General features: G+C 55.0%; 23 protein-coding genes. 16 read left to right on the top strand and 7 right to left on the bottom strand.

Annotation, left to right across the window (positions count from 1 at the left end; all coding sequences use genetic code 11):
- The first annotated feature begins 2 nt into the window (after window positions 1-2).
- From ACYJL1_RS04915 to ACYJL1_RS04905, 3 genes are all read left to right on the top strand, one after another.
- Window positions 3-626 carry an exopolysaccharide biosynthesis protein gene (locus tag ACYJL1_RS04915; RefSeq protein ID WP_460897299.1) on the top strand — a complete coding sequence of 208 codons (624 nt, stop codon included), beginning with the start codon at window positions 3-5 and terminating at the stop codon, window positions 624-626.
- Window positions 627-628: 2 nt separating this feature from the next.
- Window positions 629-1,105, top strand: a complete 477-nt coding sequence (locus ACYJL1_RS04910; protein ID WP_440810906.1) for a YaiI/YqxD family protein — start codon at window positions 629-631, stop codon at window positions 1,103-1,105.
- 150 nt (window positions 1,106-1,255) lie between these two features.
- Window positions 1,256-3,157, top strand: coding sequence for a DEAD/DEAH box helicase (locus tag ACYJL1_RS04905; protein WP_460897298.1), 1,902 nt, complete (start codon window positions 1,256-1,258; stop codon window positions 3,155-3,157).
- Between the two features lie 260 nt (window positions 3,158-3,417).
- Here ACYJL1_RS04905 and tlpA read toward each other — a convergent pair whose 3' ends face one another.
- Window positions 3,418-4,089, bottom strand: coding sequence for a thiol:disulfide interchange protein TlpA (tlpA, locus tag ACYJL1_RS04900; protein WP_460897297.1), 672 nt, complete (start codon window positions 4,087-4,089; stop codon window positions 3,418-3,420).
- A gap of 36 nt (window positions 4,090-4,125) precedes the next feature.
- On the opposite strand from tlpA, the gene argH reads away from it, so the two are divergent.
- The 4 genes from argH to ACYJL1_RS04880 all read left to right on the top strand — a co-directional run bounded on the left by argH (window position 4,126) and on the right by ACYJL1_RS04880 (window position 9,736).
- Window positions 4,126-5,526, top strand: a complete 1,401-nt coding sequence (argH, locus tag ACYJL1_RS04895) for an argininosuccinate lyase (RefSeq protein ID WP_460897296.1) — start codon at window positions 4,126-4,128, stop codon at window positions 5,524-5,526.
- A gap of 84 nt (window positions 5,527-5,610) precedes the next feature.
- Window positions 5,611-5,796 carry an LPS translocon maturation chaperone LptM gene (gene lptM, locus ACYJL1_RS04890; protein WP_460897295.1) on the top strand — a complete coding sequence of 62 codons (186 nt, stop codon included), beginning with the start codon at window positions 5,611-5,613 and terminating at the stop codon, window positions 5,794-5,796.
- Between the two features lie 12 nt (window positions 5,797-5,808).
- Window positions 5,809-7,074: a diaminopimelate decarboxylase gene (gene lysA, locus ACYJL1_RS04885; protein WP_460897294.1), complete on the top strand. Its 1,266-nt coding sequence runs from the start codon at window positions 5,809-5,811 to the stop codon at window positions 7,072-7,074.
- A gap of 118 nt (window positions 7,075-7,192) precedes the next feature.
- On the top strand, window positions 7,193-9,736 hold the full coding sequence (locus ACYJL1_RS04880) for a TIGR02302 family protein (RefSeq protein WP_460897293.1): 2,544 nt from the start codon (window positions 7,193-7,195) through the stop codon (window positions 9,734-9,736).
- A gap of 164 nt (window positions 9,737-9,900) precedes the next feature.
- Here ACYJL1_RS04880 and hpt read toward each other — a convergent pair whose 3' ends face one another.
- The gene (gene hpt, locus ACYJL1_RS04875; protein WP_460897292.1) at window positions 9,901-10,437 is read right to left on the bottom strand and encodes a hypoxanthine phosphoribosyltransferase; all 537 of its coding nucleotides are present in this window, start codon (window positions 10,435-10,437) and stop codon (window positions 9,901-9,903) included.
- A 191-nt stretch (window positions 10,438-10,628) separates the two neighbouring features.
- On the opposite strand from hpt, the gene ftsE reads away from it, so the two are divergent.
- Genes ftsE through ACYJL1_RS04855 form a run of 4 tightly spaced genes read left to right on the top strand, consistent with a single transcriptional unit; the run spans window position 10,629 to window position 13,911 of the window.
- A complete protein-coding gene (ftsE, locus tag ACYJL1_RS04870) occupies window positions 10,629-11,288 on the top strand; it encodes a cell division ATP-binding protein FtsE (RefSeq protein ID WP_460897291.1) in 660 nt (219 codons plus the stop codon).
- Window positions 11,281-12,279, top strand: a complete 999-nt coding sequence (locus ACYJL1_RS04865; RefSeq protein WP_460897939.1) for a cell division protein FtsX — start codon at window positions 11,281-11,283, stop codon at window positions 12,277-12,279. The genes ftsE and ACYJL1_RS04865 overlap by 8 nt, the downstream gene beginning before the upstream one ends.
- Window positions 12,280-12,293: 14 nt before the next feature.
- A complete protein-coding gene (locus ACYJL1_RS04860) occupies window positions 12,294-13,073 on the top strand; it encodes a YdcF family protein (protein WP_460897290.1) in 780 nt (259 codons plus the stop codon).
- 52 nt (window positions 13,074-13,125) lie between these two features.
- The gene (locus tag ACYJL1_RS04855) at window positions 13,126-13,911 is read left to right on the top strand and encodes a lysophospholipid acyltransferase family protein (RefSeq protein ID WP_460897289.1); all 786 of its coding nucleotides are present in this window, start codon (window positions 13,126-13,128) and stop codon (window positions 13,909-13,911) included.
- Between the two features lie 3 nt (window positions 13,912-13,914).
- Here ACYJL1_RS04855 and ACYJL1_RS04850 read toward each other — a convergent pair whose 3' ends face one another.
- Window positions 13,915-14,442, bottom strand: coding sequence for a gamma-glutamylcyclotransferase (locus tag ACYJL1_RS04850; RefSeq protein WP_460897288.1), 528 nt, complete (start codon window positions 14,440-14,442; stop codon window positions 13,915-13,917).
- Between the two features lie 61 nt (window positions 14,443-14,503).
- Between ACYJL1_RS04850 and ACYJL1_RS04845 the strand changes: the two genes are divergently transcribed.
- Window positions 14,504-15,523: a DUF2125 domain-containing protein gene (locus ACYJL1_RS04845; protein WP_460897287.1), complete on the top strand. Its 1,020-nt coding sequence runs from the start codon at window positions 14,504-14,506 to the stop codon at window positions 15,521-15,523.
- Here the strand turns inward: ACYJL1_RS04845 and ACYJL1_RS04840 are convergent, their stop codons facing one another.
- Both ACYJL1_RS04840 and hisC read right to left on the bottom strand, forming a co-directional pair.
- Entirely contained in the window at window positions 15,524-16,447 is a 924-nt protein-coding gene (locus ACYJL1_RS04840; protein WP_460897286.1) for a prephenate/arogenate dehydrogenase family protein, read from the bottom strand.
- Window positions 16,448-16,450: 3 nt separating this feature from the next.
- A complete protein-coding gene (hisC, locus tag ACYJL1_RS04835; RefSeq protein ID WP_460897285.1) occupies window positions 16,451-17,557 on the bottom strand; it encodes a histidinol-phosphate transaminase in 1,107 nt (368 codons plus the stop codon).
- Window positions 17,558-17,707: 150 nt separating this feature from the next.
- Here hisC and metX point away from each other — a divergent pair, with 150 nt between their 5' ends.
- Together metX and metW are read left to right on the top strand one after the other, a co-directional pair.
- Window positions 17,708-18,895, top strand: coding sequence for a homoserine O-acetyltransferase MetX (gene metX, locus ACYJL1_RS04830; RefSeq protein WP_460897284.1), 1,188 nt, complete (start codon window positions 17,708-17,710; stop codon window positions 18,893-18,895).
- Entirely contained in the window at window positions 18,892-19,506 is a 615-nt protein-coding gene (gene metW / locus ACYJL1_RS04825) for a methionine biosynthesis protein MetW (RefSeq protein WP_460897283.1), read from the top strand. Before metX ends, metW begins: the two co-directional genes overlap by 4 nt.
- On the opposite strand, the gene ACYJL1_RS04820 is transcribed toward metW, so the two are convergent.
- Window positions 19,503-20,255: a class I SAM-dependent methyltransferase gene (locus tag ACYJL1_RS04820; protein WP_460897282.1), complete on the bottom strand. Its 753-nt coding sequence runs from the start codon at window positions 20,253-20,255 to the stop codon at window positions 19,503-19,505. The two genes, metW and ACYJL1_RS04820, sit on opposite strands and share 4 nt — an antisense overlap.
- 110 nt (window positions 20,256-20,365) lie before the next feature.
- Here ACYJL1_RS04820 and gloB point away from each other — a divergent pair, with 110 nt between their 5' ends.
- Window positions 20,366-21,136, top strand: coding sequence for a hydroxyacylglutathione hydrolase (gene gloB / locus ACYJL1_RS04815; RefSeq protein WP_460897281.1), 771 nt, complete (start codon window positions 20,366-20,368; stop codon window positions 21,134-21,136).
- Window positions 21,136-21,570 (top strand): cupin domain-containing protein, encoded by a 435-nt coding sequence (locus ACYJL1_RS04810; RefSeq protein ID WP_460897280.1) that lies wholly within the window; start codon window positions 21,136-21,138, stop codon window positions 21,568-21,570. The genes gloB and ACYJL1_RS04810 overlap by 1 nt, the downstream gene beginning before the upstream one ends.
- Here the strand turns inward: ACYJL1_RS04810 and yddG are convergent.
- A complete protein-coding gene (yddG, locus tag ACYJL1_RS04805) occupies window positions 21,534-22,394 on the bottom strand; it encodes an aromatic amino acid exporter YddG (RefSeq protein WP_460897938.1) in 861 nt (286 codons plus the stop codon). The two genes, ACYJL1_RS04810 and yddG, sit on opposite strands and share 37 nt — an antisense overlap.
- Between the last annotated feature and the right edge of the window lie 14 nt (window positions 22,395-22,408).

Below are 22,408 nucleotides of genomic sequence, written 5' to 3'. Positions count from 1 at the left end.
CCATGGATAGCGAGCATGAAGCGGAATATTCCGCCGGAACGAAGCGCCTATCCACGGTGCTTGTTGAGCTTGGGAATATGCCGGCGACAAGAATTTCCTTTGACGACATTCTTGTCGCGCTGTCAGAGCGCAGCTTTGGCGCGCTTTTTATCCTGTTCTCAGCATTGAACCTACTCCCTCTGCCGCCCGGTTCATCGACCATATTCGGCATTCCACTCGTTCTTCTCTCGGTCCAGATGCTGATCGGCCTCGAAAATCCGTGGTTTCCAGCATTCCTGCGCCGCAAATCCATGCGTATCGAAACCTATCGTTCCGGCATAGCCAGACTGGAAGGCATTCTGGCACGCTTTGAACGGCTTGCCCGCCCACGTTATTGGCTCTTACCGCAAATCATTATTGAACGCATCGTCAGTGTCGCTGTGCTTTCCATGTCACTGATCGTTATTTTGCCTATTCCCCTTATCAACCAGATACCGGCGCTCAGCATCATTCTTCTGGCCATTGGTCTTGGCGAACAGGATGGGGTATGGCTGGGAACAGGATTTCTTGTCGCGGCCCTTGCTGTTGGAATTGCCATCGGGCTTGGCGCATCGGTAGGTTTGGCCGCCTTGCATATTTTTGGTTGAGAATGACAGAACAGAAAAACATATCCATCTATGTGGATGCAGACGCCTGCCCGGTAAAAGCTGAAATCTACCGCGTTGCCGAACGATATGGCGTGAAAGTTTTTGTCGTGTCCAATTCCATGATGGCGATTCCGCGCGATCCGATGATTGAGCGGGTCATTGTCAGTGACGGCTTTGACGCTGCCGATGATTGGATTGCGGAGCGGGTCTCCCGGGGCGATGTGGTTGTGACTGCCGATATTCCGCTTGCCAGCCGCTGCGTAAAAGCCGGTGCCGATGCGATTTCCCCAACGGGCCGGGCCTTTACCGAAGCATCAATCGGCAACACGCTGGCGACACGCAACCTCATGGACGAACTGCGCTCCGCGGGTCAGATTACCGGCGGACCGCGACCATTTTCACCAAAAGACCGTTCCTCCTTTCTTTCTGCGCTTGACCTCGCTATTGTACGGTTGAAACGTGCGGGCTTCACCTCCTGAAGGGTAAGTGGATGGGAGCTATGCGTTTCGTGGCATTGACGGAACGCATCGCAGGCTCTACGAGAGCGCAACAAAGCTATATGCGTGCCGCTCGTGCTCCATTGACGCCGAGCTACAAATACGCCCAGAACCAGCACTGAAAGTTCATTTATGACCATTTTCGATTCTATCGCTCCGGCGCTATCCGGCGCTTTGAAAGCCCGTGGCTACGAGACCCTGACACCTGTCCAGACAGCCGTTCTCGCGCCCGAAGCTGAGGGAGCAGACCTTCTCGTCTCCGCCCAGACAGGCTCAGGCAAGACTGTCGCCTTTGGTATCGCCATCGCGCCAACGCTCCTGGAAGATGCGGATCGCTTCACTTCCATCGGCGCGCCCTATGCGCTGGTGATTGCACCCACACGCGAACTGGCATTGCAGGTTCGCCGCGAGCTGGAGTGGCTTTACGAGCCAACCGGCGCGCGTATCGCCTCCTGCGTTGGCGGTATGGACATGACCAAGGAACGCCGGGCGCTTTCGCAAGGCGCGCATATCGTTGTTGGCACGCCGGGCCGCCTTCGTGACCATATCAGCCGTGGCTCGCTCGACATGAAGGAACTGCGCGCCGTGGTTCTGGATGAAGCCGATGAGATGCTCGATCTCGGTTTCCGCGAAGATCTCGAATTTATCCTAGGTGAAGCACCGGAAGATCGTCGCACACTGATGTTCTCGGCAACGGTGCCAAAGCCTATCGCACTGCTGGCAAAGCAATTCCAGAAGGATGCGCTGCGTATTTCCGCCACCAATGACCGCGAGCAGCATGCCGATATTGAATATCACATCATGCCGGTTGCACCGCGTGAGCGTGAAAACGCCATCATCAATTCGCTGCTGTTCTACGATGCACAGAACACCATCATTTTTGGTTCAACCCGTGAAGCGGTCAAACATTTGACCAGCCGCCTGTCGAACCGCGGTTTCTCCGTGGTTTCGCTGTCGGGTGAACTCAGCCAGGCAGAGCGCACCAATGCATTGCAGGCCATGCGTGATGGCCGTGCGCGCGTTTGTGTTGCCACCGACGTTGCCGCACGCGGTATTGATCTGCCCAACCTTGATCTGGTCATCCATGCCGATCTGCCAAACAATTCCGAAACGCTTCTGCACCGCAGTGGCCGTACAGGACGCGCTGGCCGTAAAGGCATCTGCGTTCTGATCGTACCGGCCTCGCGCCGCCGCACTGCCGAGCGTCTTTTGCAGGGTGCGAAACTAACGACAACGATGGTGCCTCCGCCGGATGCCGACGCAATCAACAAGCGCAACAATGACCGCATCCTCAATGATCCTTCCCTGTCTGAAGTGATAACCGAGGACGAGGCCGATTTCGTACGTGAACTGCTCGCCCTTCATTCGGCTGAACAGATTGCCGCCGCTTATCTGCGCCAGCAGATGGCTGCCCGCCCTGCGCCGGAAGAGCTTTCCAACACGCCGTCCCATGTTCTCGAACCGATCCGTAAGGGAAGCTTCGATGATCGTCCGGGTCGCGGTGAGCGCCCATCGCGCTCCGATCGCTTTACCGATTTTGAGAGCGGCGCATGGTTTAGCGTCAGTGTTGGCCGCAAGCAGCGCGCAGAACCACGCTGGCTTTTGCCGCTCATCTGCAAGGCCGGCGATATTACCAAGACCGATGTCGGCTCGATCAAGATTCTGGAAACAGAAACGCGCTTTGAGATTACTGCAAGCAAGGCCGATGCTTTCCTCGCACGTATCAAACAATTTGGTACCGGCGAAAAAGGCGTGAACATTGCCCGCAGCGAAGGCCCAGGCGGCTCCGCTCCACGCAGCGATTTCAAGCCAAAGAAAAACTTCGGCGAGAAGCGCGATTTCGATAACCGCAAGCCACGCGGCAATGACGCCAATCCACGTACTGAGTGGGCAGCGAAGCCTGCAAAGGCAAAGCCGGAAGGCTGGACAACCGAGAAGCCGAAAAAGCTTCCAAAGGAACGCAAGCCCGGCGAATTGCAAGGTTTCGACAAGTACAAAGCGAAAAAAGCCCGCAAGGCCGCAACAGGCGAGTGAGTAACTGCCTTGCTTATCTCCCCCTTTGTGGGGGAGATAAGAGTTCTCTGGCAATTTCTGTTATGCGTGCTTCGACAAGCTCAGCATGAGGAGACGGGTTTGATTGCAGTGAGCCTGATTCTGAGACGTTGCAGGCTGGGCTTTGCAGTCAAATTACCTCCCTCATGCTGAGCTTCCTGAGCTTGTCGAAGGGCGAAGCACGCATAACGCCAACGCAATGTCATAGGCGCGGTTTCGATTCCATCAAAACGTAAAGCCCTCTAAAGACCTAAGGCCGCATCCACAAATCGTAGAGCATCATCGCTGGACCAGTCAGCCGGACCGTTCATGGCAGCGATCTGACAGCCGTCCTTGTCAACCAGCATTGTCACGGGAAGACCAAAGGCAAGCCCCTTCCGCTTAAGCTCGTTGAACACGCCCATTGAAGGATCGCGGTAAAGATCGAGCGACTTGACGCCGATCTCGCTCAGGAATGCTTTGGGCTTTGCATCGTCACCCGTATCAATGTTGATCGTGACAACCTCAAATTTGTCACTGCCCTTTTTCGTCTCCAGCGCATCAAGTGCTGGCATTTCCTCGCGGCAGGGCGCGCACCAGGTTGCCCATAGATTAACCAGCAATGTCTTGCCTTTGAAATCGCTGATACGCACTGGCTTGCCATCCGGTCCTGTGAAAGTCAGGCCTGACATGGATTGCGGCTTGTCGGCACCGCGCATGGCTGCAACAGCGCCAACAGCGGCGGCATCAATAGCCTTTGCTCCCTCCCCCTTCATCAAGCATTGATCAGCCGTATTAGTGGCGACGGCAATATTGCCAGATGGCCGCTCCATCACGTATACCGCAACCGCACCGGCGGCGATGCCGGCGAGCGCGGCAAGGGCGATGATCTTTTTGTTGCTGTTGCGTGGCGTTTGTCGTGTGCCGTCTGTCATTTCTACTCTTTCCGCTTCTCACTCAAGGCGCTTTCCATGTCCGACAAGAAGAACAGCAATGAAATGTGGGGCGGTCGTTTCGCCTCGGGTCCCGCCGCGATCATGGAAGAAATCAACGCTTCCATCGGCTTTGACCAGAAGCTTTACGCCCAGGACATTCAAGGTTCGCTTGCTCATGCAGCCATGCTTGCCAAAACCGGCATAATTGCGAGCGACGATTACGACAAGATCACAAGCGGCCTGAACACGATATTGTCAGAGATCGAGAGCGGAAAGTTCACTTTCTCACGCAAACTTGAAGACATTCACATGAATGTCGAGTCACGCCTTGCCGAATTGATCGGTGCATCGGCAGGTCGGCTGCACACTGCACGCTCCCGCAATGATCAGGTCGCATTGGATTTCCGCCTCTGGGTAAAAGCCGAACTTGAAAAGACCGCCGTCCTTCTCAAGAAACTGATCGAAGTCTTTCTGAAGCGCGCTGAAGAACATTCGGCTACCCTGATGCCGGGCTTTACACATCTCCAGACAGCGCAGCCGGTTACCTTTGGTCATCATTGCATGGCCTATGTCGAGATGTTTGGCCGCGATCTGAGCCGCGTCAAGGACGCTATCGAGCGGATGAATGAATCGCCGCTTGGTGCCGCCGCCCTTGCCGGAACAGGCTTTCCGATTGACCGGCATATGACCGCAAAAGCGCTGGGTTTCCGCGAACCGACCCGCAATTCGCTTGATAGTGTTTCCGACCGCGATTACGCGCTGGAATTTCTCTCAACAGCGGCAATCACTGCAACGCATCTTTCCCGGTTGGCGGAAGAAATCGTCATCTGGTCCACTTCCCAGTTCGGCTTTGTTCGACTGTCCGATAGTTTTTCGACCGGCTCGTCAATCATGCCGCAGAAGAAAAATCCTGATGCCGCCGAATTGGTCCGCGCCAAGACCGGACGCATTACCGGCTCGCTCGTTGCCCTGCTGACGGTTATGAAGGGCCTGCCGCTGACCTATTCAAAGGACATGCAGGAAGACAAGGAAGCTGTATTCGACGCCGCGGAAACACTGGAGCTGGCGCTTGCCGCCATGACCGGCATGGTTGGGGACATGACCATCAATGCGGCCGCAATGAAAAAGGCTGCGGGTTCCGGCTATTCAACAGCCACTGATCTGGCCGATTGGCTTGTGCGTGAGCTTGGCCTGCCATTCCGTGAAGCGCATCACGTTACCGGACGGGCAGTTGCGCTTGCCGAGCAGAAAAAAGTCGATCTCGGCAAATTATCACTGGAGGATTTGCAACAGATTCATCCAGGGATTACCGCCGCCATCTTTGGATTTTTGACAGTGGACAAATCCGTGCGCAGTCGCAAATCCTATGGCGGAACCGCTCCGGAGCAGGTGCGCAGGCAGATCAAATTCTGGCAGAAGCGCATTGCTAAACTGTAAAACAACATTGACTGGCCATGGGGGTGCAAAGCGCGCATTCTTAGGCTAGACATGGCAGACCCATTTCGGACGACAGGATCAACAATGACAAGCCGTTCCCTCTTATCGACAATTCTTATGTCGATCGTGATTGTAAGCGCCATATCGGCCTGTGGCCGCAAAGGGCCGCTGGAGCCACCGCCCGCTTCCGTTACGTCCATGCCCGGTGAGCCGAAAACCGAAACTCCGCCTGTCAAGGACAAGCGCTTTATTCTCGACCCACTTATCTAGGCTGGATTTTCGGTGAATCATTTTGATTATAAAGACGGCGTTCTTCATGCCGAGGGCGTCAGCGTTCCTGAAATCGCCAAGGCGGTCGGCACGCCATTCTATTGCTATTCAACGGCAACGATTGAGCGTCATTTCAAAGTGTTCTTGGCGGCCTTTGCCGATATGGACACACTTGTCTGCTACGCACTCAAGGCAAATTCCAACCAGGCTGTTCTGAAAACACTGGCGCGGCTTGGCTCCGGCGCCGATGTGGTCTCTGAGGGCGAGTTGCGTCGCGCGCTTGCGGCAGGCATTCCGGCTGACAAGATCGTGTTCTCCGGTGTCGGCAAGAAACCCAGCGAAATGGATCTTGCGTTAAGCGTTGGCATTCATTGCTTCAATGTTGAGTCCGAGCCAGAGCTTGCCATTCTGTCCAGCCGCGCTGTTGCCGCCGGGAAGACTGCACCGGTTTCGCTGCGCATCAATCCCGATGTCGATGCAAAAACCCATCAGAAGATTTCGACCGGAAAATCCGAAAACAAGTTCGGTATTCCGCTTGCCAAGGCAAGCTCGATCTACGCGCAGGCGGCCAAGCTGCCGGGCTTGAAGGTCGTTGGCGTGGATATGCATATTGGCAGCCAGATCACCGATCTTGAGCCTTTCGATGACGCCTTCCGTCTGCTGGCGGAGTTGGTCGCGCAGTTGAAAGCAGATGGCCATGATATCAAGCATGTCGATCTTGGCGGCGGCCTCGGTATTCCATATCATTTTGACAACAACCCGCCGCCTCTGCCCGATGCCTATGCACAGATCGTTCAAAAGCATATCAAGCCGTTGGGTTTAAAGACCATTTTCGAACCGGGCCGCCTGATCGTTGGCAATGCTGGCATCCTTGTCACCGAGGTGATCTTCGTCAAGGAAGGCGATGCACGCAACTTCATCATCGTTGACGCAGCCATGAATGACCTCATTCGTCCAACGCTTTACGATGCGTTCCACATCATCCGCCCGGTCAAGGAGCCGACAGCCAACCATCCACGCATTCGTGGCGATGTTGTTGGCCCCGTTTGCGAAACGGGTGACTATCTGGGTCTCGATCGCGATCTGCCGCGCCCCGCACCGGGCGATCTGATCGCAATTGGAACAGCGGGCGCCTATGGCGCAGTGCAGGCTGGTACCTATAATACACGGCTTCTCGTGCCTGAAGTTCTGGTCAATGGCGATCAGTTTCATGTGATACGTCCGCGTAAAACATATGACGAATTGATCGGTCTCGATTCCATTCCCGACTGGCTGTAATTTTCACGCGCTACACAGAAGTATGATTGCGTTTTACCGGGTAAGGCCTCGCCATTGCCATGATGAGTGGTATTATTAGCTTGTCTGGTGGTATCGATACCAGAAAGATGGAGCGAGAATGGCCGATCATAGCCCGCAGGAACGGGAAGCGACCAGCAAATTCGATATTTTGAAAAATATCGATCGTCTCCGTTTGTCCGCATGGTTGATGATCGCGTTTGAGCGCCTTTGGCCGCTTTTGTTGCCGCTTTTGCTTGTTATTTCAGTGTTTCTGAGTATCGCGTGGTTCGGCTTGTTTCGCCTTATGCCGGATTTGGCAAGGCAAGCGCTGCTTGCACTGTTCCTGCTGAGCATACCCGTTTGCGTCTATTTGCTGCTGAAGTTCCGCTTGCCCCACCCGTCGGATGTCACGCGCAGGCTTGAAAATGTCAATGAACTGGCGCACCAACCCATTACGGTGCAGACCGAGGAGCTTGCAACCAACAGCACTGATCCATTTGCTCAGGCATTGTGGAGTGAACACCGCAAGCGTATGGCGGCACGCATTGCCAATCTGCAAAGCGGGTTACCGCAGACACGCATTGCCGAGCGCGATCCCTGGGCTTTACGCGGTGTTGTTGCGCTGCTGCTCTTCATTGCCTTTGCCTTTTCCAGCGGACCACTGGGCGGACGTATCAGCGATGCATTTCTCAGCCACGCCGCGAGCAATGCCATACCGCCCCGCATTGACGCCTGGGTTACACCGCCGCGTTATACAGGCCGCGCCCCGTTATTTTTAACCACTGCGAACAATTCAGCCGACACGCAATTTTCCGTGCCGGAGAATAGCACGCTTGTTGTTCGCATTATCGGCGGCAGCGGATCAGAAGCCCTCACCCAGAAGCTGCCTGACGGAAAATCTGTAGAGATCGCCGCCAGAGACACGCCAAAGACCGAAGACACGGCAACCGCCAAAGCAGCACCACGAAATTTTGAACTCACGCTTGATCAAAACAGCTCTATCAATCTGATGGACGGACGCTCCGCGCTCTCCGGTTGGGGCTTTAAAATCATTCCGGACCAGCCACCAGCAATCCGTTTTACCCAAGAGCCTTCCAGTGCGGTAAATGGCACAATGGACGTCTTTTATGAGATCAAAGATGATTATGGCGCGATAGCAGCACAGGCGAAAATCGAACAGGCTCTGCCTGCTGAGAAGGATGCACGTTCGCTTTATGCAGCGCCGGAATTGCCATTGTCGCTGCCTCGCCGCGGTGAACAGACCAAGGAGAGCAAAACCACCAAGGACCTGACGCAGCATCCATGGTCGGGTTCGGAAATCCATATGACTCTCATTGCATCCGACGATGCCAAGCAGGAGGCCCGAAGCGAAACCAAGACTTTGGTCATGCCGGAGCGGCCATTTGCCAATCCGCTTGCGCGCGTCGTGGTTGAACAGCGCCGCAATCTCGCGCTGAATGCCAACGCCAAGCCAAATGTGCTGGAAATGCTGGACGCAATCACATTGTGGCCGGAAGAGACGATCAAAAATGCAACGCATTATCTTGCGTTGCGCAGCGTTCGCTCCCGCCTTGATCTTGCAAAAAGCGACGATCAACTGCGTGAGGTTGTGGCCTATATGTGGGAGGTCGCTCGCGGTATTGAGGATGGCGCACTGTCCGATGCGGAACGCCGCTTGCGGCAAGCGCAGGAGGCATTAAAGTCTGCCCTCGAAAAGGGAGCCAGCCAGGAAGAAATTGAAAAACGCATGGCCGAGCTGCGGAACGCGATGAATGAATATTTGCGTGAATTCGCGCAAAAGGCTCAGAAGAATCCGAACATGGCGCAGATGCCAGATCCGAATGCCAGACTATTGCGGCAGGAGGATATTGATAAAATGCTGAACCAGATCGAGGAGCTTGCCAGGCAGGGCTCGAAAGATCAGGCACAGCAATTATTGTCCGAACTCGAAAATATGATGAACAACCTGCAGATGGGCCAGCAGCAACAGGCTCAACAAGGGCAGCAGGGACAGATGACGGAGCAAATGAATAAGCTTGGCGAGCTGATGCGCCGTCAACAGGATATGATGAACCAGACCCATCGGCTGGAGCAGCAGCGACAGCAGGGCATGCAGCAGGATTTTGGCGAGGGCGAACAGGGCAAACAAGAGCAGATGTCCGAAGAGGAGATCGCCAAGGCCCTGCGCGATCTTCAGCAAGGTCAAAGCGATCTCCAATCCCAACTCGACCAGTTGATGAAAGATCTGGAAGGCATGGGCATCAAGCCCGGCGAAGGGTTTGGTCAGGCCGGCAAATCAATGGGCGATGCCGGCAAGTCGCTCGGTCAGGCGGATGGAGGTCAGGCACTCGGCCAGCAAAGCGATGCGCTGGATGCGCTGCGTCGCGGTGGTCAGGACATGATGAAACAGATGCAGGAGGCAATGGGACAGGAGGGGCAAACCGGACCGGGTGGTCGCCAGCAAAGTGGTGGACGTGATCCTCTTGGACGCCCGCAACCCGGAGGAGGCGATTATAATGAGCGCGGCGGCAATAAGGTCCCCGGAGAGATCGATATCCAACGGGCGCGCGAAATTCTCGATGCCATCCGCAAGCGCCTCGGCAATTCGCTGAGCCCGCAAATGGAAAAGGACTACCTTGAGCGCCTGCTCAACTTCAACTGATCAGAGATCAAGCTAACCCCTCCCTGCTGCTCCGCAGCCTCCCTCCCCACAAGGGGGAGGGTAGAGGCCGAGTTTGTTTCCTGAGAACGCGATTATCTCAGGATTAAATACCAATTACCCTCCCCCTTGTGGGGAGGGCGAGCGAAGCGACGGGAGGGGGTTTCTTAATCTCTGACCACGCCGACATAAGGCAGTTGGCGGAATGAATGACCAACGTCCATGCCGTAACCGACAACGAAATAGTCCGGGCATTCAAAGCCTTTGAAGTCGGCCTCTATCTCGGTCTTGCGTTTGACGCTCTTGTCCAGCAACACGGCGATATAGACATTGCGCGCACCGCGTTCCAGCATAAGCTGCCGCGTGAATTTCAGTGTACGTCCTGATTCAAGAATGTCGTCGATCAGAAGCACATCACGGCCATGCACATCGCTGTCAATATCGCGCAAAAGTCGCACTTCCGTGCTTTCTGTACCCTTACCATAACTGGAAACAGTGATGAACTCGACATCCGGTTCTGCACCGGCATCATGCATGGCGCGGATCAAATCAGCAGCAAAAATGAACGAGCCCTTGAGGATCGATATAACCAGCAGGTTCTCAAAATTGCTTGCTACGATTGCATTGGCAAGCTCGAGATTGCGCGCAGCAATTGTTTCGGCACTGAAAAGAACATCGATATTTTTAGTCCCGACTTTTGGCATGCAAGCTTCCTGTAGTGCGTTTTCAGACCGAATTCTTCTTTGCACCTATAGCCCGATCACCAGCCAAAATGCAAAAACCTGCGCCGCCGCATAAAATTCATGTTTCCAGTCATGCTGGTTCACGTTTGTTGGGGTGGTCAAATCGCCTTGCGCAAAATAGAACACATTGCAGATAAGATCGGAAAGCACACTTGATTCGTTTTGAGAATGTCGGATTGCGGTACGGGATGGGCCCGGAGGTCTTGCGCGATGTCAGCCTCCACATATCGCCGCGATCATTTCAGTTCCTAACCGGACCTTCCGGCGCGGGTAAAACGTCATTGCTGCGCCTTTTGTTCATGACCCTCAAGCCAACGCGCGGTTCCATCACCGTCTTTGGCAAGGACATCGCGACTATCTCATCCAGCGAAATGCCAATGCTGCGTCGGCGTATCGGCGTGGTGTTTCAGGATTTTCGACTGCTCGATCATATGACCACCTATCAAAACGTTGCTCTGCCCTTACGGGTACGCGGCAAGGAAGAAGCCACGTATCGCGCAGAAGTCGAAGAGCTTTTGCATTGGGTGGGCCTTGGCGAGCGTATGCATGTGCTGCCGCCTGTGCTGTCCGGCGGTGAAAAACAGCGTGCGGCCATCGCCCGTGCACTGATAGATCAGCCGGAAATCCTGCTTGCCGACGAGCCAACAGGCAATGTCGATCCGCCCTTGGCACGGCGTCTCCTGCGCCTTTTCGGCGAGTTGAACCGTTCCGGAACAGCCGTTGTTATAGCAACTCACGATCTCACTCTGATGGATCAGATCAATGCACGGCGTATGATTCTCGATCAGGGGAGGCTCGATGTTTATGATTGATGCCGCAATCCTCAAGGATCGAGCCACGCAATTGGCTGACAGGCTTTGGGTCCGCATTCGCAAAGGCAGCGGACAGGCACCGATCGTTCCTGCGGGCAATGTGGTCGGGCATGCGCTGATGATCGTCATAGCCATCATGACTTTTCTCGCCTGTCTCACCGTCGGCGCCGTCAGCCTTGTTCAAACAACAGCTGCGACCTGGCAAAGCCAGATTTCCACCGAAGCCACAATCCAGATCAGACCTGTGGAAGGTCAGGACATGGAGGCAATGCTGGCTGAGGCGAGCAGGATTGCCCAAGGGTTTGCAGGCGTCAAATCCACACGGATCATTGACCGGGATGCGACGGCACGTCTTCTCGAACCTTGGCTTGGAACCGGGCTCGATATTGACGAGTTGCCTGTTCCCCGGCTGGTGGTTGTTACACTGGACGAAGCCTCGCCTCCGGATTTCGCAGCTCTGCGCAGCATGCTTGTCGGGCAAATACCGGCAGCCAGTTTCGACGACCATCGCACATGGGTCGACCGGCTGGTTTCCATGGCGCGCTCGACAGTTCTTATCGGTACCGGCGTGCTTTCTCTTGTCGTTGCAGCAACCATCCTCACCGTAATTTTTGCCACGCGGGGAGCCATGGCCGGCAACGGCCATATTATCGAAGTGCTCCATTTTATCGGCGCCGAACAAAAATTTGTAGCCCGCCAATTCGAGCGCCACTTTTTCTGGACAGCACTCAAAGGTGCGGCCTTTGGCGGCGCCCTTGCCATATTTATTTTTCTGATGGTCGGATGGTGGTCATCGCGTAATCTTGCGACACCCGAGGCCGATCAGGCAACAGCCCTCTTCGGCAATTTCTCCATTGGATCGGGCGGATATACGGGCGTAATCTTCATCATACTGGCGGTTAGCCTTCTGACCATGATTACAACACGAATGACCGTCATAGCGCATTTAAGGCAGGTTGATGGACGCACGGGCGAAAATCGCGATACCTAGAGCAAGTTTTGTCTATGGACGCGCTGCTTGTTCCAGCGGCAGACAACACAGAGCACTCTCAAGCAAGGCATTTACGGCATAAGATGGACGGCCTTAACGACAGCAGCAGCAAACCTCCCGATGCGGGCGCAGCCCCGGCTCGCCGATTGTTTGCGATCGTGGGCCGATATTTCGTGCGGTTTCTGTTGCTGCTGGCTATCCTCGCTGTAGGCTTGTTCATCGGGGGATTCATTGTCTTCAGCGATCGTGTCACTACACTCAGTATCCCCGATATTACCGAGCCTGCTGACGGTATTGTGGTCCTGACAGGTGGCTATTCGCGTATCGAGGGGGCATTGAAATTGCTTAAGAACAAACGCGGCGAACGTTTGTTCATCAGCGGCGTGCATCCCTCAACAAAGCGCAGCGAATTGCAACGTGTCACTGGTGGCGATGCAACATTATTCGAATGCTGCGTGGATATTGACCGATCCGCCCTCGATACGGTCGGCAATGCCGTGGAAAGTATCAAATGGGCAAGCGCCAACCACTACAAGCGGGTGATCGTTGTTACCAACAATTACCACATACCGCGCACCATGCTCGAACTTAACCGTGCTTCGCAGGAAATAGAGTTCATTGCCTACCCTATCACCAACACAAATCCGAGGGAGGGAGACTGGATAACGCGAGGACAGGTGGTCCGTGTTCTGTTGATGGAGTATGTCAAATATCTTGGGGCCGCTGTCCGCGCCCGATTACCGGACAGTCTTTCAAATGCAACGAGTAAACTATTTCACCAGATTAAGGGCTAACCAAACCCCGGCGAACCACGCATTACAAGCCTGCAACCCCAACGAGACCCCCATGACAATTATCCGGTCGATCATCTTCAATGTGCTGTTCTACCTGAATCTGATCGTCCAGATGATCATTTTCACGCCCTATTACTTTCTAAGCCCACGCAAACAGGCCTGGGCCATTCCGAAGAATTGGGCAAGGTCAAATCTCTGGTTGCAGAAGGTTTTCGCCGGAACGGATATGGAAATTGAGGGGCTGGAGAATATTCCGGATGGCCCCTATATCTGCGCGCCGAAACATCAATCATTCTGGGATGCCTACGCATTTCTGCCCTATATTGCGGACCCGGTTTACATTCTCAAGCGCGAGCTGATGTGGATTCCACTTTTCGGCTGGTACATCCAGAAAATGAAAATGGTGCCTATTGATCGTGGCAAACGCTCTGCGGCAATGAAAACTGCCGTCAAAGGCGCCCATAAAGCCGTATCGGGTGGCAGGCAATTGATGATCTATCCCGAAGGCACACGGACCAGCCCCGGTGCCCCGCCCGCTTACAAGTACGGCGTTGCCCATATCTATGGAGAACTCGGTGTACCGGTCCTGCCCATTGCTCACAATGCAGGTCTCTATTGGCCCCGCCGCAGGTTCCTGCGTTATCCCGGCGTCATTCGCTGCCGTATCCTGCCGCCCATCCAACCGGGCTTGGACAATGATGCCTTTCTGAAGAAGCTCCAGGAGGTCACAGAGGCAGCCTGTGACGAATTGCTGGTCGAAGCAGCAACATCTGCCAACCCGCCGCCAATGCCTCCCAGCGCCGTCAGGCGGCTGAAAGAACTGGGTGTTACGATTTAAAGTCTAAGGCTTATCGTGATCCACAGCAGCAGCCACCGCTTCCATCCAGTGGTCGCGAATATTCATCTTGCGCATATGGTCAAGCGTGTTGTGCACATAGTCCTCATTGCGGCCCGATACGCCGACCGATCCGCAAACGGCCTCCGCAGCTTCGCCAACTGAGAGCGATCCTGCGTACTGCACGTGATTGCGATCGACGATGTAGGTCAATGCTTCGACCCTCCGGCCATCGGGAAGCCGCACGCCGAGACGGCGCTCCAGATAAACATGGGTGACAAGCTCGCGCTCGCGCAGATAGGCAATCACCTCATCTTCAAGCTCGCCGGGCACGCGAAATGCCATGCCAAGGCATGAGCCACCCCGATCCAGCCCAAGCACAAGCCCCGGCCGTTCCGGCGTTCCACGATGCACATAGGAGCGCACGCACAGCGCCCTGCGATAGCCATGAAGACGAGCATGATGCGTCTCTACATGTGCAAAGCCGGGCTTCCACATGAGTGAACCATAGCCAAAGACCCAAAAATCGCCCATATCCATCCTGATAGCTGAATTTGAATCACATCATCTTCTGACCGATAGCGAGAGCCGCACCATGCCGTCAAGCAGCACCACCGAAACCCGCAAGTCGGGCAAGCTTCTCAAATACCTGGCGGGCTTCATCATCTTGCTCGGAATCATCTACACAGGCGGCTGGTTTTATCTGGCCAATCAGCTTGAATCGCGTGTCGCCACCAACCTTGCGGCCTTCAAGGAAAAAGGCATTGATGTAACCTGCGATAATGCAGGGGCCGACGGCTATCCCCTCAGACTTGGCCTTGACTGCACAAAAGTCGGTTGGGCCGATAAGGCAAAAAACCTATCCGTCGTGGCGGGCAGTTTCAATGCCACCGCTCAGATTTACGATCCAATGCGTATCGTCAGCCGTATCGAAGGGCCAGCCTCGGTCGATGCGCCCGGCATGATACCTTTGGATATCAGCTGGAAGAATCTTGGCTCCAATGTCCGCCTCGACAAGCCGCTGCCCAAACAGCTTTCGGTTGAGGGCAATGATATTGTCGTCAACCAGCGCAATACGCCAGCAGGGACAGCCCCCATCGCCATTATGCAGGGGGGCCGGTTGAGCTTTTCAACCGCAGAGCCAAAGATGAGCATTGCATGGTCTTTCGAGAAGCTTAAAATTGCGGACAATATTGTCTATGAGCATCCCTTGCCTGAACTGACTGGCGCTGCCGATATCGAGCTGGAGAATGGCTTTGCGCTTCTCGCCAAGTCGGAACGCGATGCGAGCATATTGCGCGGCCAATCGGGCCTGTTGAACAATGTTGATCTGGGCTTTGCCGATGGCAGCGGCATCGCGATTTCCGGCCCGTTCTCGGTCGATGAGGAAGGCCGGATCAGCGGCGACTTCAACGTGACCATGCGCAATCCGGAAGGTGTGGCTCAGGCAATGCGGAGCATTCTGCCTGACGAAGAAAGCACAATCTCATCCGTGCTTCAGGCGATGGCATTCGTCCCCAAAGACGCAAGCGGCGCACCGACACTCCCTATCACCGTGAAAAAGGGGAAAATGTCAGTGGGTTTCATCCGCATCGGACGCCTGCCATCCCTGTGATTATGGTGTCGCCTTCTGGCGTCCAAAATCAGGTGCATCGATTTCCTGTCCGGCATCGATAATACCGCGCCGTACCGCACGCGTGCGGGTAAAAAGATCGAACAGCGCATCGCCATCGCCCCAGCGCACAGAACGCTGCAATGATGCAAGATCTTCGGAAAACCGTGCCAGCATTTCAAGGATCGCATCCTTGTTGTGCAGGCACACGTCGCGCCACATGGTCGGGTCGGATGCCGCAAGACGGGTAAAGTCGCGGAAACCCGAAGCGGAATATTTGATAACTTCCGAGTTGGTGACTTCTTCAAGATCGCTGGCTGTACCGACAATATTATAGGCAATCAAATGCGGCAGATGCGAAACAATGGCCAGAACCCGGTCATGATGCGCCGGGTCCATTGTGTCGAGCCGCGAGCCGCAGGCTTCCCAGAATGTCTTCAGCTTTTCGACGGCCTCCACGTCAGTGCCCTCAAGCGGCGTTAGAATGCACCAGCGATTGATAAACAGGTCCGCAAAACCGGCATCTGGTCCGGAATATTCCGTTCCTGCCAGCGGATGCCCCGGAATGAAATGCACATTTGCAGGCAGTTCCGGCTGCATCTGCGCGATGACAGAGCTTTTGGTTGACCCCACATCGGTAATGATTGCGCCCGGTTTCAAAGAGGCCGCAATCTGTTTTGCAACAGCGCCGGACGAGCCGACAGGGACGGAAACCACGACGAGATCGGCATTTTCGACGGCTTGCGCGCTATCAAGCGTGTAAGCATCCCCAAGGCCAAGCTCTTTCGCCCGTGCCAATGTGCTTTCGCTGCGGGTGGAAATGATAACATGATCGGCCAGACCTTGGCGTTTGATCACGCGTGCCAATGACGAGCCGATCAGGCCGATGCCGATCAGTGCGATTGTATTGAAATGAGTTTTGGACATTTTTTACTTCAGGAATTCGGAGAGTGCAGCGACTACGCCGCGATTGGCTTCTTCGGATCCAATGGTAAGGCGCAACGCGTTGGGAAATCCGTATCCCGCAACGCGGCGCAAAATATAGCCCTTGCTCGTCAAATAGGTATCAGCCGCTTCCGCCGATTTGGTCGCATCATCGGGGAAATGCACAAGAAGAAAATTTCCGACCGATGGCGTTACCCGCAGTCCAAGCGCTGTCAGCTGCTCGGTCAGCCATGGGAGCCATTTTTCATTGAATGCAATCGCCTGATCGACATGCGCCCGATCACGGATCGCCGCAGCACCGGCCAGAATGGCTGCCGAGTTCAAATTGAATGGCCCGCGAATCCGGTTAACCGCATCGACGACGTGACCCGGTGCGAACATCCAGCCGATGCGCAAAGCGGCAAGTCCATGAATTTTTGAGAATGTGCGTGTCATCACCACGTTTTCAGACGATGAAACGAGTTCTACACCAGACTCATAATCGTTCCGGCGAACATATTCCGCATAGGCCGCATCGAGCACCAGCAGCACATTCTTCGGCAATCCCGCATGCAGGCGGCGGACTTCCTCGAAAGGAAGGTAAGTGCCTGTCGGATTGTTCGGATTGGCAAGAAACACGATCTTGGTGCGGGAGGTAACCGCACTCAGAATCGCGTCAACTTCGGCCTGCTCGTTCTTTTCCTTGGCAATAACCGGCGTGCCACCGGCGGCCATGATGTAAATCTTATACACCATGAAGCCATGCTCGGTATAAATGGCCTCGTCACCAGGTGCCAGATAGGTCTGGCACAGCAGGCCAAGCAACTCATCAGACCCATTGCCGCAAAGAATGTTTCCGGCATTCAGGCCATGCACTTCGGCAATGGCCTGCTTCAAGGCAGTCGCCTGACCGTCCGGATATATTTCGAGATTTTTGGCAGCGGCACTGAATGCTTCAATCGCAAGCTTGCTCGCGCCCAGTGGAGATTCGTTTGATGACAGCTTATAGACCTTGGCCACACCATGCACATGTTCCTTGCCGGGCACATAGGCCGCGATATCAAGCAAACCGGTTTTTGGTGTTGGACGTAGGTCTTGCAGTGTCGTTGACATGATTGTTCACCCGTGTAGCGGCAAAAAACTCCGTCGCGGACATAACTGTCTGGAGACGAGATGTCGAGAACAACTTGACTTTGGCCCATGCGCGACCGTAGCTACGCCCCAATCTGTTTCAGCAGGAACTCTACGCAAATCAGCACCAATATGACCAAAACCACCCGCCCCACCGCTTACAAAGCATCGAAAAGTCACGAAGCGACGAACCCCCACAGTCCGGTGGTTGAGTTTGGCGCAGACAAGCCTTTGAACCTCGATAGCGGTGTATCGCTTTCGCCTTTCCGGATCGCCTATCAGTCCTACGGTACGCTGAATGAGGATAAATCCAATGCGATCCTGATTTGTCATGCTCTGACAGGTGACCAGCACGTGGCAAATGTACACCCTGTGACCGGCAAGTCCGGCTGGTGGGAACTGCTCGTGGGTCCCGGCAAACCGATAGATACGGATCGCTATTTCGTTCTTTGCTCGAACGTGCTCGGCGGTTGTCTCGGCTCGACCGGTCCAGCCTCGATCAATCCGGCGACGGGCAAGCCCTATGCGCTTGATCTTCCTATCATTACCATTGCCGACATGGTGCGTGCACAGGCAATGCTGGTCGAGCATTTCGGCATCAAGCAGCTCTTCGCCGTTGTTGGCGGCTCCATGGGCGGCATGCAGGTTCTGGAATGGGCCTCCAGCCATTCCGACAAGGTTTTTGCAGCGGTAGCGCTGGCTACCGGCGCGCGCCATTCCTCGCAGAACATTGCGTTTCACGAGGTCGGGCGTCAGGCCGTGATGGCTGATCCTGAATGGAAAGATGGCCTCTATCTGGAGGCTGGCACAGTACCGCGCAAGGGGCTTTCGGTTGCCCGCATGGCGGCCCACATCACCTATCTGTCGGAAACTGCCCTGCACAACAAGTTCGGGCGCAATCTGCAAGATCGGCAGAATGTGACATTCGGCTTTGATGCAGATTTTCAGATCGAGAGTTATCTGCGCCATCAAGGCAGCACATTTGTTGAGCGTTTCGATGCCAACTCATATCTCTATATGACACGTGCCATGGATTATTTTGATCTGGCAGCCGAACACGAGGGGCGGCTTGCCGATGCCTTTGCCGGATCAAAGACCCGCTTCTGTATTGTCTCCTTCACAAGTGACTGGCTGTTCCCGACCAGTGAAAGCCGCACTGTTGCCCATGCCCTGAATGCAGCTGGCGCTTCGGTTTCATTTGTTGAGATTGAATCGGATCGCGGCCATGATTCATTTTTGCTGGACGAGCCGGAGATGTTTTCAGCCGTCAATGGCTTCCTGCGTTCGGCAGCGCGCGCCAAGGGGCTTCTTCCATCATGAGTATCAATAGTCATCCCCGCGTTGATTTTGCCGTTATCGCTTCACTGATCGAGCCCGGTTCGCGTGTGCTGGATGTCGGTTGCGGCGACGGCGAATTGCTGGATCTGTTGCAGACAACAAAAAATGTTGACGGTCGCGGCGTCGAGCTTTCGCAAAAGGGCGTCAACGAATCTGTTGCCCGCGGTCTTTCCGTCATTCAGGGCGATGCGGACAGCGATTTGAAATATTATCCCGATGGCGGCTTTGACTACGTGATCCTCAGCCAGACATTGCAGGCGACCCGCAACCCGAAATATGTTCTCACCGAGCTGTTGCGTATTGGCGAAAAGGCCATCGTCTCATTTCCCAATTTCGGCCACTGGCGCATGCGCGCCTCGCTAGCCATCAATGGCCGTATGCCCGTCACCAAAGAGCTGCCCTATAGCTGGTATGACACGCCAAACATTCATTTCTGCACCATTAACGATTTTGTCGACATGACAAAAGAAGTTGGCGCGCATGTGGAATCTGCCGTCGCGCTGAACGCCTTGGGTCAGCGCCTTGGCTTTAACATGCCTTGGGGCTTCTGGAACCTTTTCGGCCAACAGGCGGTATTTCTGCTGCGGCGCTAATCTTCTTCAGGACCATCGCGCCGCATGGCCGTACCTTGCGGAGAAAGCACAGGCACAAAGACGCGGCGTGACGTGCGTTTTGCCACTGGCAGGCCCTGATAGACACGCTTTTGCGCCTCCACAATAAGCACACCGGAGAACATCGGCCAGAATCGCCTGCCCATTCGCTCAAACAGCGCTGACAGGCGCATCATCCAGCGTCGAGAAGACGGCGGAAAGAACAGCGCCTCGCCCCATGGCCCGGGAGTAAAATTCGTCTCCCGCAACAGGCTAATGAGCTGGCTGCGGCTATAGGGCCTGCCGCTCCCGAAAGGCGTATGCTCGAAGCGTGCCCACAGACCGCGCCGGTTGGGCACGACAATAACAAGACGACCATTGGGAGCCAACACCCGCCACATTTCTTTCAATGTTTCGCGCGGGTCTTCGGCATGTTCCAGCGCATGCATAAGCAATATTCTGTCCACTGCCGAATCTGGCAGAGGCAGTTCTTCCTCGAAAATCAGCGCCGTTGATGAAGGCTCCATCGAGGGCCAACTCGCCGCACCCTGCCCTGCTGGCATGAAGGCAAAGGTCCGCTCCGTATCAGCACGAAACCTGTCGAGATAGGGAGCAGCATAACCCAGACCGACAAGGCGCTCGCCGGGGAGCTTCGGCCACATGGAGGCAAGCGCCATTGTGATCGAACGCTCCGTCATATGACCGAGGGTCGACGCGTAAAAAGTCCGAAGATCGATGATATCGAGATGCATGGCGGGCAAACTACCACGCTATTGGCTAAACTCAAGAAAATGCCCGCGCAATGGCTTGCGCATCCATGACGGCGGCCTATCTTGGTTATGACAGAATGAAGAGAAGCTAGATGACCAACTTGCAGATCGAACAGTTTTCCGCCCGAAGCGATAATTTCGGCGTCCTCATCCATGATCCGGAAACAAATCTCACCGCATCCATTGATGCGCCGGAAGAGCAGCCCATTCTCGATGCGCTCAAGCGCCGCGGGTGGACACTGACGCATATTCTCACCACCCATCACCATCAGGATCACGTCGAGGCAAATCTCGCTCTGAAGAAACGCTTTGGCGTTGAAATTGTTGGTCCCGAAGATGAGAAATCGCAAATTCCCGGTATTGATCGCACGCTGAGCCATGGCGATCATTTTCAGTTTGGCAGTTTTGACATCGAGGTGATTTCTACCCCCGGACACACAAACGGTGAGATCTCGTTCTTCATTCCTGCCGCAAAAGTGCTTTTTGCTGGTGATACCTTATTTTCCCTTGGCTGCGGCCGACTGCTGGAAGGCACACCTGCTACAATGTTCAAGTCCCTGCAAAAACTCGTCGCCTTGCCCGGCGATACGCAGGTCTATTGCGGGCATGAATATAGCGAAAGCAATGCACGCTTCGCCTTGTCAATCGACCCTGATAATTCGGCCTTGAAAGAGCGTGCCAGGGAAATCACAGTGCTTCGCACTGCAGGACAGCCCACTTTACCCACCACCATACTACGCGAGATGGCAACCAATCCCTTCCTGCGCTGGCACGATCCTGCCATTCGCAGAAATCTTAAAATGGACAATTCCAGCGACGAGGCTGTCTTTGCTGAGATTCGTAAACGGAAGGATCATTTCTGATGGAATTGACCGCAAAACAGATCAAGGAAATTCTCGGGCTTGAACCCCATCCGGAAGGTGGCGCCTATATCGAAACCTTCCGCGACAACAAGGCGGAACCGCAAGTCTGCAAGCGCGGATACTCCACTGCAATCTATTTTCTGCTCGAAAAAGGTGAAGTATCTGCATGGCATCGCGTAAAGGATGCGTCCGAGGTCTGGCACTATTATGGCGGCGCGCCATTGGAGCTTTCCATAGCATCCGACAAAGAACCTGTGACGACACAAACACTTGGTATGGGTATCGCCAATGGCCAGCGGCCACAGGCTGTTGTTCCCGCAGGGCACTGGCAGATGGCGAAAAGTCTTGGTGACTGGACTCTGGTCGGCTGCACGGTCGCCCCGGGCTTCAACTTTGCTCAGTTCGAAATGGCCGAACCCGGCTGGGAACCCTGATTCTTTTTCAGCAGCATATCCTTGGCAGCAAGCACCGCACCGAGCGTAATCAAGGCGCATGCAAGCAACACGCGTGTTGTTGGCTCAGTCACACCAGCGATAATCAATACAAGCGTCGATAGCAGCGGCGCGGCATAGCTGGATGCGCCCAGCACCTGAATATTACCGCGCTTGACGCCGTAATCCCATACATAGAATGCTGCACCGACCGGAAACAGCCCGAGTCCGAGCACAGCCAGCCACTGAACCAGTCCTTCCGGCCATATGGTCTGCTCAAGCAGCAGATGCGAAATCAGCGAGAGTATCGAGGTTGCGATGCAAAAACCTGTTACCGCGTCCGTTGGCACCTCGACGAAGCGGCGTGACAGCAGCGAGTAGCCCGCCCATGTGAGCGCGCAAAGGCCCGCCATCGCGTAGCCGAAACTATATTGCGGGTCGAAACCAAGCCCGCCGCCCTTGGTGATGATCAGCGCGGTGCCAGACAGACCAAGCAGCGTCCCGACAATATGAAACCAGCGCAGACGTTCACCCGGCATCAGCGCAGACCCCACAACAATGAGCAATGGCCACAAATAGGCGATCAGGCTTGCATCGACTGCGGGGGCGTTACGCAACGCCGTGAAGTAAAGAAAATGATAGCCGAAGAGGCCGATAACGCCGAGCATCCAGACCTTGAGTGGCTGTCGCAAATGTCTCGCAGCGCCGGGTCGCCATATCCATGATATCAGCCCAAGGCTCGCGCCAATGGCGAATGTCATTGCGGTCAGCTGGAATGGCGGCACCTTGCCCGACACATCAGTAAAGAGGGCGAGCATCGCCCACATAATAACTGCGAGAA

This window comes from Phyllobacterium sp. K27 (genome assembly GCF_054796155.1).
The sequence above is the reverse complement of the archived record's forward strand: the minus strand, read 5'-3'. Positions and strand labels throughout refer to the sequence as shown.

What these genes read in the sequence shown, in the direction of transcription:
- ACYJL1_RS04915 (WP_460897299.1), top strand. Translation starts at nt 3, where the DNA reads ATGGATAGCGAGCATGAAGCGGAATATTCCGCCGGAACGAAGCGCCTA.
- ACYJL1_RS04910 (WP_440810906.1), top strand. Translation starts at nt 629, where the DNA reads ATGACAGAACAGAAAAACATATCCATCTATGTGGATGCAGACGCCTGC.
- ACYJL1_RS04905 (WP_460897298.1), top strand. Translation starts at nt 1,256, where the DNA reads ATGACCATTTTCGATTCTATCGCTCCGGCGCTATCCGGCGCTTTGAAA.
- tlpA (WP_460897297.1), bottom strand. Translation starts at nt 4,089, where the DNA reads ATGACAGACGGCACACGACAAACGCCACGCAACAGCAACAAAAAGATC.
- argH (WP_460897296.1), top strand. Translation starts at nt 4,126, where the DNA reads ATGTCCGACAAGAAGAACAGCAATGAAATGTGGGGCGGTCGTTTCGCC.
- lptM (WP_460897295.1), top strand. Translation starts at nt 5,611, where the DNA reads ATGACAAGCCGTTCCCTCTTATCGACAATTCTTATGTCGATCGTGATT.
- ACYJL1_RS04880 (WP_460897293.1), top strand. Translation starts at nt 7,193, where the DNA reads ATGGCCGATCATAGCCCGCAGGAACGGGAAGCGACCAGCAAATTCGAT.
- hpt (WP_460897292.1), bottom strand. Translation starts at nt 10,437, where the DNA reads ATGCCAAAAGTCGGGACTAAAAATATCGATGTTCTTTTCAGTGCCGAA.
- ACYJL1_RS04865 (WP_460897939.1), top strand. Translation starts at nt 11,281, where the DNA reads ATGATTGATGCCGCAATCCTCAAGGATCGAGCCACGCAATTGGCTGAC.
- ACYJL1_RS04860 (WP_460897290.1), top strand. Translation starts at nt 12,294, where the DNA reads ATGGACGCGCTGCTTGTTCCAGCGGCAGACAACACAGAGCACTCTCAA.
- ACYJL1_RS04855 (WP_460897289.1), top strand. Translation starts at nt 13,126, where the DNA reads ATGACAATTATCCGGTCGATCATCTTCAATGTGCTGTTCTACCTGAAT.
- ACYJL1_RS04850 (WP_460897288.1), bottom strand. Translation starts at nt 14,442, where the DNA reads ATGGGCGATTTTTGGGTCTTTGGCTATGGTTCACTCATGTGGAAGCCC.
- ACYJL1_RS04845 (WP_460897287.1), top strand. Translation starts at nt 14,504, where the DNA reads ATGCCGTCAAGCAGCACCACCGAAACCCGCAAGTCGGGCAAGCTTCTC.
- ACYJL1_RS04840 (WP_460897286.1), bottom strand. Translation starts at nt 16,447, where the DNA reads ATGTCCAAAACTCATTTCAATACAATCGCACTGATCGGCATCGGCCTG.
- hisC (WP_460897285.1), bottom strand. Translation starts at nt 17,557, where the DNA reads ATGTCAACGACACTGCAAGACCTACGTCCAACACCAAAAACCGGTTTG.
- metX (WP_460897284.1), top strand. Translation starts at nt 17,708, where the DNA reads ATGACCAAAACCACCCGCCCCACCGCTTACAAAGCATCGAAAAGTCAC.
- metW (WP_460897283.1), top strand. Translation starts at nt 18,892, where the DNA reads ATGAGTATCAATAGTCATCCCCGCGTTGATTTTGCCGTTATCGCTTCA.
- ACYJL1_RS04820 (WP_460897282.1), bottom strand. Translation starts at nt 20,255, where the DNA reads ATGCATCTCGATATCATCGATCTTCGGACTTTTTACGCGTCGACCCTC.
- gloB (WP_460897281.1), top strand. Translation starts at nt 20,366, where the DNA reads ATGACCAACTTGCAGATCGAACAGTTTTCCGCCCGAAGCGATAATTTC.
- ACYJL1_RS04810 (WP_460897280.1), top strand. Translation starts at nt 21,136, where the DNA reads ATGGAATTGACCGCAAAACAGATCAAGGAAATTCTCGGGCTTGAACCC.
- yddG (WP_460897938.1), bottom strand. Translation starts at nt 22,394, where the DNA reads ATGTGGGCGATGCTCGCCCTCTTTACTGATGTGTCGGGCAAGGTGCCG.